Here is a 13,058-nt window from a genome sequence, read left to right as displayed (position 1 = left end):
GCCGCGACCCGGTCGGCTGGCTGCTCGTCCAGGCCGTCGACGTCAGCACCATCCTCGCCGCCAAGTACCGCTGGATCCGCTGGGGCGTCGGCTGCCTCGCGCCCGGCGCCGCCCTCACCACCGCCGGGCTGCTGCTCGCCTGACCGCACCCTCCTGCCCCCACCCGCCGACTCCCCGGCCGGCCACACCGGTCGGCCGGGAGCACGCACCCTGATCCAGAGGAGATGACGGTGCACCACCTGTCCCTCGGGCCCTCCCGCAGGCGCGCCACGGCCGCCGCGACCCGGCCCCGGCAGCCGCGCCACCGCCTCGGTCGCGCCGCGGCCGTCGTCGCGGCGGCGGCCCTGCTGACCACGGGCCTGCCCGCCGGTCCGGCCGCCGCCGACGATCCCGCGCCCGCGGCCGCGCCCGGCACACCGCCGGCGTCCATCGGCCCGGTCAACTACGCCGTCGCCGTCGACGAGTCCGGCAGCCTCAAGCCCGCCGACCTCGAACGCGAGCGCGCCGCGGCCGTCCGGATCGCCCTCGGCGAGGTGCACCCCGCCTCGACGGTGGGCGTGTTCGGCTTCGCCAGCGCGGACAACGCGGGCCAGCACCCGGTGGACGAGGTCTGCCCGCCGACCGTCCTCGACGCCGCCGGCCGCGACCGGATCGGCACCTGCATCGCCAAGCTGCACAGCCGCGCCCCCGACGAGGGCCAGGGCACCGATTTCCCGAACGCCGTCCTCCAGGGCGTCGGCCGGCTCGGTGACGGCACCGACCCGGCCGTCCCCCGGGTCCTGTTCGTCCTCACCGACGGCAAGCTGGACGTCAGCGACAGCCCCGCCTACGGGGACCCGGCGCACCGGGCGGCCGCCGGCGAGGAGGCGCTGACCAGGGCACTGGCGGCCGCCAAGGCCGCCAACATCCAGATCTGGCCGCTCGGCTTCGGCGCGGAGATCGACCGGGCCGCCCTGGACCGGATGGCGGCCGGCGGCTTCCAGGAGGGCTGCGTCAGCCTGCCCGGCGCCAGGCCCCGGGCTTCGGTGGTGCAGGACTCGGGCGCCGTCGGCACCGCGCTGGAGGCCGCCTTCGCCGCCGCCCACTGCCTGCGCGCCGAGCCCGGCAAGACCGGCCGTCCGCCGGCCGACCTGCCGGTGCGGATCTCCCCGCTCGCCACCGTCGGCAGCATCGTGGTCGACAAGGGCGACCCGCAGGTCACCGCGACGTACTTCGACCCCTCCGGGAAGCAGATCACCGGGCCCCAGTCCGACCCCGACTCGACGTTCGAGTTCTCCGGCCGCGGCCAGAGCGTCGAGTCGCTGCGCATCACCGACCCGGTGCCGGGCGACTGGCGGGTCCACCTGGACGCCCCCGAGGGGCACCGGGACCAGCTGGCCAGCGTCAGCGTGCTCTGGCGCGGCGCCCTGAACAGCTCGATCACGCTGACCCCGCCGTCGCCGCGGGCCGGCGAGAAGGCCGTGGTGACGCTCAAGCTGCAGACCCGCAAGGGCCTGGCGATCACCGACCAGCAGGACCTCAAGGACCTCGGCGTCACCGCCGTCCTGGCGGGCGAGGGCTTCCCGTCCGTCCCGGTCCCGCTGGCCGACGACGGCGCCGCCCCGGACGCGAAGGGCGGCGATGCCACGTTCACCGGCACCGTCACCGTCCCCGCCGGCGCCACCGGCCGGATCACCGCCTCCGGCACCCTGACCGCCTCCGGCCTCGCCGCCGACGAGAACCGCCCGGCCGCCTCGGTGGTCTCCCCGGCGGTGCCGCTGGTCACCGCGTCGTTCTCGCTGGACGGGGGCGCCGGCGCCCACCCCGGGGACGGCGTCGGGGGCACCCTGACCCTGCGCAACGACGACGCGGTGCCGCACACCCTGCGCCCGGCCGTCACCGACCTCGCCGCCGGCCTGCTGACGGTGTCCCCGGGCTCGGTGACGCTGGCGCCCAAGGAGTCGCGCACGGTCGACGTCACCCTGACCGTGGGCAGCGCCAAGGCGTTCGGCCGGCTGCTCGGCGACGACGGCGTGACGGTGGGCGGCAAGGTCACCGTCGTCGACACCTCCGACCGGGACCGGGTGTTGGTCGACAGCCCGCTCTCCCTCACCGTCACCCCGCCGCCGACCTTCCTGGAGCAGTGGTGGTGGGCCCTGGCGCTCGCCGGCGCCGTCGTGGTGCTGGCCGTGCTGGGCCTGCTGGTCCGTCGCCGGATCACCCGCGACCGCAGCACCCCGGCCGGGCTGGAGCTGCTCCTGCTCGACGACAGCGGGCGCGAGATCGGGAAGCACACCGCGTCCGCCGGCTCCCGCGGCTGGTACGAGTTCGAGGTGAGCGGTGTCGGCGGCCCGCACCCGCGCATCGTCCGCCGGCCCGGCGGCACGTACCGGGTGCAGCGCAGCCAGGACGGCGGCGCGGTGCTGGAGATCCGCCGCCGGTCGCCCTCGCGGCTGAGCGCGGACACCCCCGTTCCGCTCGCCGACGGCCTGAGCCTCGGCCTCGGCGCGGGCCGCCGCACCGGGCCGACCCCGCCGCCACCGCGGTCCGACGAACGGCCCTTCGCGACGGGACCGTCCACGCCGTCCTCCGACTACCTCTGACCCGGGCGCCCGCCCCAGCCACGCCGACCCCGACCCACGCCCGACCCACGCACGTCCACCTCGCCCCACCCCACACCCGAACCGGCCGCACCGCGCGGCCGGATGGAGGCGGAACACATGAAGATCTTCCAGCCGATGCTCTTCGTCGGCCTGGGCGGCACCGGCGGCCTCGTCGGCGCCGAGCTGGACCGGCGGCTGCGCGCCGAACTCTGCGGGCCGGACGGCACGGCGCTGACCGGCCTCGGCGCCATGGCCCCCTACCAGCTGCCGGACTGCCTGCAGTTCGTCTACGCCGACTTCAGCGAGACCGACCTGTCGAGGCTGCCGCACGCCTCCGCCGCCCCGGCGCTGCGTCCCGTCTTCAGCCGCACCTCGCGCTCCACCCACGACCTGCTGCCGAACTTCGACAGTTCGCCCGACGTCACCAAGATGCTGCGGGCCAGCCTGCCCGACGAGACGGCCGCCTGGCTGCCGCCCCGCAACAACGAGCCGCGGGTCGTACCGCTGAAGAACGGCGCCGGCCAGCTGCCCACCGTCGGCCGCGCCGGGCTGTTCGGCACCCTCCGCGGCGGGCTGGACCCGGTCCTGGAACCGCTGATGCAGGCCATCGACGCGCTCGCCCGCTCCGGCGGGGTGCTAAGCCAGCTCGGCGGCGGCCCGGTCTCCGGCTGCGACGTCTTCGTGGCGTTCTCCGTCGCGGGCGGCACCGGCGCCGGGATCTTCCTGGACTACCTGTACCTGATCAACCACGCCTTCCGGGAGAAGGGCTTCGACGGCGTCAAGATCTACCCGCTGGTGGTGATGCCCTCCGCGTTCCCGGCGGCGAGCGGCGGCGGCCGGGAGGCGGAACTCAACTCGGCCCGCGCCCTGGTCGACCTCTTCCGCCTGGTCGACGAGCAGAACGCCCCGGTCGAGGGAGCCGAACTCGGCGACCTGGACGAGGACCTGACACTGCGCGTGCGCTACCCGCACACCCCCCCGATCCGGCTGCGCACCGGCATCCTGCCGACGGCCTTCCTGTTCAACCGCACCGCCGGCATCCGGCCGGACGACCTGCGCCGCTCGATGGTGTCGCTGGTGATGTCGCTGATCGGCACCGAGCTCGGCGACGGCCGCACCGCCCGCACCCGGGCCGACGACGACTACCAGACCTTCGCCGCGAGCTTCATCAACCGCGGCACGCAGCGCGCCGCCACCGCGCCGTCCGGCATCGGCCGCCGCGGCGTCTCCACCAGCCTGGTCGCCTCGATGACCGCACCGGTGGACGAGCTGGCCTCGCTCGTCTCCGGCCGCATCCTGCGCGCCTCCGTCCAGCAGCTCGACGACCGCACGCACCGCCCGGGCCACTCCGCCGAGGAGCTGGTGAAGCAGATGTTCACCGACTCCGGCCTGGAGGAGCTCCTGCTGCGGCCAGCCCTGGAGATCCAGCCGCCGTCCCCCGAGCCGCGCGGCAGCTCGGCCATCGAGGCCGGGCTGGCCGCCCGGCTCGGCGACATGCAGTCCGAACTCGCCAACCTGGCCCGGCAGGTGGCGGTCCGCACGGCCGAGATGGCCAAGGACTTCGCACCCCGCAGGGCGGTGGACCGGCTGCTGGCGAAGGTCGACCCGTTCACCGTGCAGCGGATCGTGCGGGGCGTGCCGCAGGACGGCAACGACCTCGCCCGCCTCGGCTTCCTCGGCCTGCTCGACCAGCGCACCCACACGCCCCCGCTGCCGCCGGGCACCCGGGAGCAGCCGCCGTCCGCCCCGAGGATCCGGCGCCGCATGGGCGGGCTCGCCCAGCCGCGCTGGGGCGACGACGAGGTCCAGGCCGTGCTGCGGGCCCAGGACGCCTGGTACCGCTGGCGCAGCCGGCAGCTGTGGCACGAGGGCTGGAAGAGCCAGCAGCAGCGCTGGGAGCCGACCGCCCGCGCGCTGGAGGCCGAGGTCGGCCGGCTCGCCACGGCCTTCCGCAACCACGCCCGGGACGAGCCGAGGGCGTTCGCCGAGCAGTCCCAGACGCTCTACGAGGACCGCACCGGCGTCTCCTACCTGCTGCCGCCGCAGCGCGACCTCAAGCACTTCTACGACGACCTGGTGACCCGCCTCACCGCGCGCGAGGGCCTGCCCGAGACCGAGGACGAGGCCGCGCTGCTGATGCGCCTGGTCGGCGGCGAGGAGTGGCGCTCCGCCAACGCGCTCAGCCGGCGCAACCCCGGCAACGCGGTCGGCGAGGTGAAGACCGCCGTGGAGGCGGGCGTCAAGCGGCTCTTCGCGGAGAGCGGCGAGCAGCTGGAGGAGCGCCCGCTGCTGCCCGCCATGGGGGTGCTGCTGGCCGCGGCGGCCGGGAGCACGGAGGACGCCGAGCAGGTCAGCAAGGAGGCGCTGGAGCAGTTCGGCCGCAAGCTGGCCGGGCTGCTGCCGGCCGGGTTCGTGCCCGAGGGCACCGGCCCGCTCAAGGCCCTGGTGACGTACCCGCGGGTGAAGTCCGCGGACGAGGTGGAGGACTTCCTGCGCAAGGCGCTGCGGCTGCCGAAGGACGCCCGGGCGGAGTTCCGAGGCGTCGAGACGCAGTCGATCACGGTCGTGCTGTTCCGCAGCGAGATGAGCCTCACCCAGGTGCCGGAGGCCCGCAAGATGCTGCGCCAGTGGGCCAAGGCGAAGGAGAACGAGCAGAGCGACGACGTCCTGCGCTGGCGCCAGCGGCTCGGCCACCGCGACGACTGGCTGGTCTCCACCGAGGCCGACCGCCGGCTCATCCTGCACCGGCTGCTCAGCCTGCTCTGGAACGGACAGGTGGACGTGCTGGAGGGGCCGGAGGACTCCCCGCACCTGATCCGGCTGCGGCTGTTCCGCGACCGGGGCGTGGACGTGCCGGGCGTGCGGCTGCGGCTCGGCGAGCAGCAGAACGGGGTCTCCAGCTGGGCCGAGCTGCTGCGCGCCTACGAGCGCTGGACGGTGCTGGACGACGAACGGACGGTCGAGGACTACTGCAGCCGGCTGATGGCGGCCCGCCCGGCGGGGCTGACCCGCTCCGCCAGCCGGCCGGACCCGCTGTTCGTCCGGCTGGTCGAGCAGATCGCCCCGCAGCAGCTGCGGATGCTCCGGTCCCGCCGGGAGATCGGCGGGGAGCGTGTCGACGGCTGGTTCCGCCCGCTCTGGCAGTTCTGGGCGGACACCCTGCCGGCCGCACTGAAGCTGGAGTTCGGCGACCAGCGGGCCGTCCAGCCGAACCTGGAGACGCTGCTGGACGTCATCCAGCGCGGGGAGCTGTCCCCGCGCGCCGTCGAGGACACCGAGGAGGACGCCTACGGCACCCGCGTCCCGCCGGTGCGGGAGGAGGACGACTTCGGCACCGCCCGGCGGGCCGACCGGCCCGACGGCCGGGGCCGCGCGCGCGGCTGGGAGCCCGCCCCGAAGCGCACCGGCGGCGAGCGGGACCCGTACGACGACGACCGCCACGGCTCCGCCGGCGGCGAGCGGGACCCGTACGAGGACCGGGCCGACCGCGCCGACCGCTCCGGCGCCGCGTACGAGGACCGCACCGACCGCGCCGACCGGGCCGACCGCTCCGGGGCCGCGTACGAGGACCGCGCCGGCCGGACCGACCGCGCCGGGGCCGCGTACGACGACGACGACTGGACGAAGCCCTCCCCCCGGCCGGCGGACCGGCGGGAGGAGCCCGCCCCGGACACCGGGTTCATGGGACGCCCCGACCGGGACACCGGGTGGGACACCGACAACAGCACCGACCGGTCCGCCGCCCGTGGCAGCGACCGGGACACCGGGTGGGACACCGACCGCAGCGCCGACCGTGCCAGCGACCGGGACACCGGGTGGGACACCGACCGCAGCGCCGACCGGTCCGCCGCCCGGGGCGAACCCCCGCGGGAGTTCCCCGACGAGCCGCGCTCCACCTCCTGGTGGGACGAGCCGGGCGAGTCGGGCACGGAGCGCCGGGGCGGTGAGCCCGCTTGAGCACTCCCCTGTCGCAGTCCGCGCCGGTCGTCCACCTCGATCTGCGCACCGCCGAACTCGCCGGCGAGGACCCTGCCGTGCTGCGGGCGGCCGTCTCGGCCCGGCTCGCGGCGCAGGGCCTGGTCCAACCGCACGACCAGCGCTTCCTGGTGGTCGACACCCCCGCCGGGCTGGACGAGCACCGCACCCGGTTCGAGCAGATCATGGGCTACCGCACGCCCGGCCGGGTGCGGGTGCTCTGCCTCCTGGTCGGCGGGCTCCCGGCCCGCTCCGACGAGGACCTCCCGGCGGAGCGCCGGCTGGTGCGTCCCGCCACCCTGCGCGCCCCCGAGGCGGGCCTGCTCTGGGCCGGCGACCTCCAGGCCGGTCACGGCGCCGCCGACCAGGCCGGGCCCGCCGACCCGCAGGCCCTGGCCGTCCTGGTCGACGTCCTCGCGATGCCCGAACTGTTCGACGAGACACTGGATTTGCTCGGCTCGCTGCCCGACGGCGTGGCCGCCCCGGCCCTGCGCGTCCTGGAGCACGGCCTCTCCCCCGAGGTCCGCGGCCAGGCCTGGAGCGAGGCGCTGCTCCGCTTCGCCGGCTCGCCCACCTCCGGTCCGACCGTCCTGACCGGCGCCACCCTGCCCACCACCCTCGCCGGTCTGGTCGCCGGTTCCACCACCGGCGCCCCGGGGCGGCCGGTCGACGGCGGCGAGACCTCCCGGGTGCGCCACGAGGTCGTCGACGCGCTGGCGGACGCCGAGGCCGAACTGGTCACCCTCGGCAGCCCGGCCGGACTCGTCAACGGGGCCGGCCGCCGTGAGTTGGAGTCCGCGCTCGACCGGGCCCGGTCGGCGCTGGACCGCTACGGCAGTCTGATCGGCAAGGTGCTGCGCAGCGACGGCGGCACCGTCGGCGCGCAGTCCGCGGCCGAGTCCGCGACCAGGCTCGCCCGGCTGGGCGTCGCCGTGGATCCCGCCACCACCACCGGCGAGCAGATCGGCGAGAGCCTGCGCAGCCTCGCCCTCGGGCTGCTGCGCGACGGCCTGTCGCTGCGCTCGGTGGAGCAGCAGTTGTCGCTGCTCGCCGAGCAGGTGCAGCCGCTCTCCAACGCCCCGCGGATCGCCGAACTGGACCGGCTGCGGGTGGCCGCGCCACCCGACCGTCCGCTGCCGCCCGACCCGCCCGGCTCCGGTGTGCTGGCCCTGACCGGGCTGGCCGGCGCGCTCGGCGGGTTGTGGACCTGGCCGGCGCTGCCGGCCGCGCTCACCGTCCCGGTGCTGCTCGTGCTCGGCATGCTGCGGGCCGTCACCCGGCTGCCCGGCGGCCCGGGCCGGGCCTCCGACGCCGGACGGTTCGGCGTGGCCGCCCTCCTCGGGGCCGCGGTGGCGGCGGCGGCCGCCGGCGCGGCCGGACTGCCGGTCTGGGCGGGCGCGCTCGGCCTGCCGGCCGGGCTCGGGCTCGGGGGCTGGCTGCTGCTGCGCACCTGGCACGACCACGCCCAGCGCTGGGGCCTGGAACGCGGGGTGACACCGCTGCAGGACGGACTGAACGGCCTGGACGAGCTCCTCGCCCGCGCCCTGCGCGAGTTCTGGGCCGTCGAGGAGCGCCGGTACTGCGCCGACGCGGCGCTGTCGGTGGTCGGGGTGCTCCGCGCCTCGGTCACCGCCGCCGAGGAGGAGGCCACTCGCGACCTCGGGGCCGACCCGCCCGAGGCCATGGCGGAGAGCGACGACGACTGGCTCGGCCGCACCGCCGACGACGATCCCGGGAACGACGCGTCCACCCCGTACGGGCGGGGCGACCACCACCAGGGCGACGAGCCGGCCGAACCGGACGAACCCGACGAGTACGACTGGACCAGCGTCCCCTCCGGAGGCGGCAGCGAGCGGCGGGAGGAGGCCCGGACGGCCGACCCCGTCCGCCCGGCGGGGCCCCTGCCCGGCACCGCCGCCGCGGGCCCGCGCTGGCTGGAGCGCGGGGAGGCCAAGGGCGGTCCCGACCTGGTGCCGACCCTGGCCGGCGACCTCACCGACGCCACACTGACCGCCCTGGAGCCCTACTGGGGCGCGGTCGAGCGCGGCTACGCCGGCGACGCCGCCCAGGAGCGGATCGCCGAGCGGGTGCGCGAGCTGCTCGCGGTGGCCCGTGACCACCTGCGGCGCAACGACGTCCTGCCCGCCCCGCCGTTCGCCGCGCCGCACCGGGCCCGCAGCGGCCCGGCCGGACTGCTCGGCATCGACATCCGCCGGGCCGCCGACGCGGCCGGCCCCGACCAGGACGGCCAGGGCCTGCTGCAGCTGAACTCGGCCGAGCAGTTGGACCTGCTCAGCCGCAACCCCGACGCCGTCGCCCTGATCCGGTTCGCCCCGGAGGCCGCCCAGGACGGCTCCGGCGGGCACCGGACCTCGCCCGGCCGCCCCGAGGTCCGGGACGTCCGGACGGCGGCCGGCCGCTACGCCGGGCAGCTGCGGCTCACCGCGCTGCGGGCCGGCGTCGTCGAGACCGTCCGGCAGCGGCACGTCTCGCTGCCCGAGGAGGAGGAGCAGTGGTGAGCACCACCGGGCCCGTCCGGCCGCGGAGCCCCGGCGACCCCGGCCGCCCCAAGGGCGTCGACCTGCCCTACCTGACGCCCGCCGGGCGACGTCTGCTCGCCACCGCGAGGTTCGGCCCCGACCCGACCGGGCCGGTGGTCCGCGACGCCCCCCTGATGCGGAACACCCTGCTCGACGGCGCGGTCAAGTGCGTGCAGGTCCGGGCGGCGGCGCCCCCCGGCACGGGGGTCACGGACGCCGCCCGCGACGCGCTCGACACCGAGGCGGCGACCGCCCTGCGGCTGCACCGCACGTTCGGGGACACCGAGTTCGCCCGGCTCTTCCCCGTGGTGATCGGCTACGACCTGGACGTCGCCGAGCCGTTCGTGCTCTACCGGCCGCCGCGCGGCACCCCGGCCGAGCGGCTGCACGGCCTCGCCGTCACCCAGCTGCGCACCGTCGAACGGGACCTCGTCGACGCCACCGCCCTGCTCGCCGAACTCGGCCTCGTCCACCACGGCATCACCCCCGCCGCCGTCCGCTGGGACGGCCGGGCCGTCCAGCTGTGGGGCCTGGACGCGGTGGCCCACACAGGGCGGCCGCGCACCCCGCGCGGCCCCGCGCCGTACGCCTCGCCGGAGGTGCGCGGCGGCACCGGGCACAGCGACCCGCGGGACGCCCTGTGGAGCACCGCCCAGGTGATGTACCGCCTGGTCACCGGGCGGCCCGGCGACCCGGACCGGGAGCCCGCCGACCTCGCCGACCACCGCTCGCTCGCCCACACCATGCGGTCCTCCTTCGCCCCCCGCGCCGCCGACCGGCCCGCCCCGGCCGCGCTCCTCGGCCTGCTCGCGCCCGACCGGCGCCCGGGCGCGGGCCGCACCGCCGGCGGCGACGGCCTCGGCCGGCACCGCGCCGAGTTCGACCGGGCCGTCGCCCTCAAGCACCCCGGCGACACCGGACTGCCCGAGTACGCCACGCTCCCCGGGTACGGCGCCCCGGCGGCCGCCGACCAGGACGCGACGGCCGGCCCGGACGGCGCGCCGTACGGGTACCCGGCCGCCGACCCCGGCGGCGTGCTCTGCCCCTACTGCCTGGAACCCATCCGGTTCGACCCGAACGCCCTCTACGTGCCCGACGCCGTCCAGGACCTCCAGCCCTACCGGTTCGCCGACCAGCAGAACCCGCGGGTGCTCGCCGACGAGCTGCGCGGCGCCTTCCAGCTCTGCGAGGGCGGTCCGGCGACGCCGCCGCACCACATCCCCGTCCCCTACCTGACCAACGGGCGTCCGCTGACCGTCGCCATGATCGGCCAGTCGAACACCGGGAAGAGCCACCTGCTGACCCAGATGATCGCCGAGATCGCCGACGACCGGCTGAAGCCCTACGGCGTCAGCTGGCAGTCCGTCAACCCGGAGCAGCACGCCAGCTTCCTCAACGACCGCGTCGTGCCGCTGCGCGACGGCAACGTGCTCGCCCACACCGCCGGGCTCGGCGCCGGCGACTCCGCCCGCTTCGTGGAGTCCCTGCTGATCACCGACGCCCGCGGCCGGGTCCGCCCGCTGGCCTTCTTCGACCTCGCCGGCGAGGACCTCCTGCGCACCGACGCGCTGCTGCGGTTCCTCCTCGGCATCGACGCCCTGGTCTTCGTCGTCGACCCCACCCTCGCCATGCCGCTGCCGCAGCTCGACGAGATCCGCACCGCGCTCGGCCTGCACGTCAACCGGGACGGGGACCCGGCGTTCGCCACCGCCCTGGACCGCATCCCCCGCAACGGCCCGTACCTCACCGTCCCCTCGGCGGTCGTGGTCGCCAAGGCCGACCTGCTGCGTTCCGAGCCCCCCGTGGACCGCTGGCTGACCGAGCCCGGCCACCTTCCGCTGAGCCGCCGACGGCTCTTTGAGGAGAGCCGCGACGTGTACGCGCTGCTGCACCGCCACGCCGGGAAGGCCTGGCTGCGCCCCTTCGACACCGCCCTGCACTGCACCCTGCACATCTCCTCCGCCACCGGCGGGCGGCAGGAGGACAGCCGCTACCCGCGCGGCGTCCGGGCGCAGCGGGTGCTGGAGCCGCTGATCTCGCTGCTCGCCATGCACGGCATCATCGAGCTGGCCGACGGCCACGCCCCCGGGGAGGTGACCCGATGAGCGCCCCGGGCGCCACCGCCCCGGACAGCACCGTCGACCAGATCGTGTTCCGCTGGCAGGGCAATCTGGGGCGGCGCGGCGCGGGCATGGCCGCCGCCGCGTGGTCCTGCCCGCCGGAACGCGCCGAGGAGCTGGCCCGCGAGCTCGCCCCGCTGCTCAGGGTGGACGGCGCGCTGCGCCCCAGCCTGGTCCGGACGGTCACCAAGCGCGGCGAGGCGGCGGTCATCCGGCGGTGGCCGACCGCCGACCTGGGCGGGCGGCCCAACACCGCCTGCCACCTGCTGCTCGGCCACCAGGAGGTGCTCGGCGCCCGGCTCTCCCTGGCGCTGCGCGACTGGTCGTTCGGCACCAAGCGGTTCGCCGAGGAGGCCACCGACCACTGCCCGCCCGTCTCCCGGGCCCTGCTGCGGGACAGCGCCGAACAGACCTGGGCCGACACCCCGGCCCGGATCGCCGGGGTGACCGACGCGCTCACCGTCGCCACCGCGGCCCTGCTGCGCCGTCCGCGGCACCGCCTCTCCCTGCGCAGCGACGCCCTGCCGGGCTGGCCCGAGCGGAACCCGTCCGCCGCGGTGATCAGCGGCCTGCACGAGATCTTCGGCCACACCTGGCTCCAGCAGCCGTGGACGTTCGCGACCTACGACGTGACGGACCGCCACGACCTGCTGGTCACCTGGGTCGCCGACTGGGCGACCGACTCCGGGCAGCAGCAGCCCCGCTCCCGGGTGGACCCGCGCCGCCCCGAGGCCGACCTCGCCCACGAGCTGGCGGCCCGACTGGTCGAACGCTGTCTGGAGACCACCGGCCGCCGGGCGGCCGGTCTGCCCGAACTGACCGGCGAGCTGCGGGATGCCGCGACCTGGCCGGCCGAGGAGCGCCTACGGCGCCTCGCCCGCACCCTCGGCGTCCGGGCGGCCAGACCGGATCCCGCGCCGGGCCCCGCCCCAGTCCCCGACCCGGATCCCGCCCCGGACCCCGCCCCGGACCCCGACGACCAGCCCGTCTACGCCCCGCCCGAGCGCCCCACCCCGCCGGCGGTGCCGCCCACCGAAGAACTGCGCCGGGCCCTGCTCCGGCCCGGCTCGACCAACGACCTGCTGCCCTACCTGCTACGGCTCACCGACGGCATCGGCGACCGGCCCCTGCTCGACATCCTGCGCGAGGAGGACCTCCCGGACCCGGCCACCCGCCGCCTGCTGCTCGTCCTCCACCGCCGCAGCCCCCAGCGGCACCCGGAGGACGAACACCGCCTCTGCGCGGAGGTCCTGCACCAGCGGCTCTACCTCTACCGCACCGACCGGGGCCGGCCCGACCCGTCCGCCGAGTCCACCACCGAACTCGCCCGCCGCGCCGCCTGGCTGTTCCAGTGGGCCGTCACCCCGCACGTCCGCGACCGGCGCCACGCACCGGCCCTCGACGCCCTGCTGAGCGCGCTCCTCTACGAGGGCACCGCGGTCGAACACGAGCTGCTGCGCCACCTCGTCCCACCCCCCGGCGCCAAGGCCGCACCCCCCGACCTCCCACCCCGACTGTGGCAGCGCCTCCTCCACGAACTCCCCCCCGGCACCCTCACCCCACCCACCGACCCCCCACGCCCCTCCGCCCCACCCGACCCCCCACCACCCGACCGACGCCCCACCCCGCCCCCGGTCCCGTCCCCACCCCGCCGGCCCCCTCCGCCCCCACCCGACCCCCAGAGCCGGAACATCCTCATCCTCTGCGGCTCCGTGCTCGGCCTGGCAGTCATCCTCGCGGCCGCGATCTACCTCCTCTGACCCACCCACACCCGGCCGGAGCCCCCGTGCCGTCGCACCACACCCACTGCCACGTGCGGCCTCGCACGTGGCAGTGGGTGT

Annotated in this window: 6 protein-coding genes; all 6 read left to right on the top strand. The window is 76.7% G+C overall.

The annotated features are described in order from the left end of the window. A partial coding sequence (locus tag ACFWA9_RS34410; protein WP_380392653.1) for a Pycsar system effector family protein occupies positions 1-143 on the top strand: 143 nt, incomplete at its 5' end. An 87-nt stretch (positions 144-230) separates the two neighbouring features. After that, positions 231-2,582: a VWA domain-containing protein gene (locus tag ACFWA9_RS34405; protein WP_380392651.1), complete on the top strand. Its 2,352-nt coding sequence runs from the start codon at positions 231-233 to the stop codon at positions 2,580-2,582. A 117-nt stretch (positions 2,583-2,699) separates the two neighbouring features. Further along, on the top strand, positions 2,700-6,539 hold the full coding sequence (locus ACFWA9_RS34400) for a tubulin-like doman-containing protein (protein WP_380392648.1): 3,840 nt from the start codon (positions 2,700-2,702) through the stop codon (positions 6,537-6,539). Continuing rightward, entirely contained in the window at positions 6,536-9,076 is a 2,541-nt protein-coding gene (locus ACFWA9_RS34395) for a hypothetical protein (RefSeq protein ID WP_380392646.1), read from the top strand. Before ACFWA9_RS34400 ends, ACFWA9_RS34395 begins: the two co-directional genes overlap by 4 nt. Beyond that, positions 9,073-11,202 (top strand): hypothetical protein, encoded by a 2,130-nt coding sequence (locus tag ACFWA9_RS34390; protein WP_380392643.1) that lies wholly within the window; start codon positions 9,073-9,075, stop codon positions 11,200-11,202. The genes ACFWA9_RS34395 and ACFWA9_RS34390 overlap by 4 nt, the downstream gene beginning before the upstream one ends. Further along, positions 11,199-12,977: a hypothetical protein gene (locus ACFWA9_RS34385; protein ID WP_380392642.1), complete on the top strand. Its 1,779-nt coding sequence runs from the start codon at positions 11,199-11,201 to the stop codon at positions 12,975-12,977. Before ACFWA9_RS34390 ends, ACFWA9_RS34385 begins: the two co-directional genes overlap by 4 nt. The last annotated feature ends 81 nt before the right edge of the window (positions 12,978-13,058 follow it).

The organism is Kitasatospora sp. NPDC059973 (assembly GCF_042737525.1).
Classification (GTDB): domain Bacteria; phylum Actinomycetota; class Actinomycetes; order Streptomycetales; family Streptomycetaceae; genus Kitasatospora.
The sequence above is the reverse complement of the archived record's forward strand: the minus strand, read 5'-3'. Positions and strand labels throughout refer to the sequence as shown.

What these genes read in the sequence shown, in the direction of transcription:
- ACFWA9_RS34400 (WP_380392648.1), top strand. Translation starts at nt 2,700, where the DNA reads ATGAAGATCTTCCAGCCGATGCTCTTCGTCGGCCTGGGCGGCACCGGC.
- ACFWA9_RS34385 (WP_380392642.1), top strand. Translation starts at nt 11,199, where the DNA reads ATGAGCGCCCCGGGCGCCACCGCCCCGGACAGCACCGTCGACCAGATC.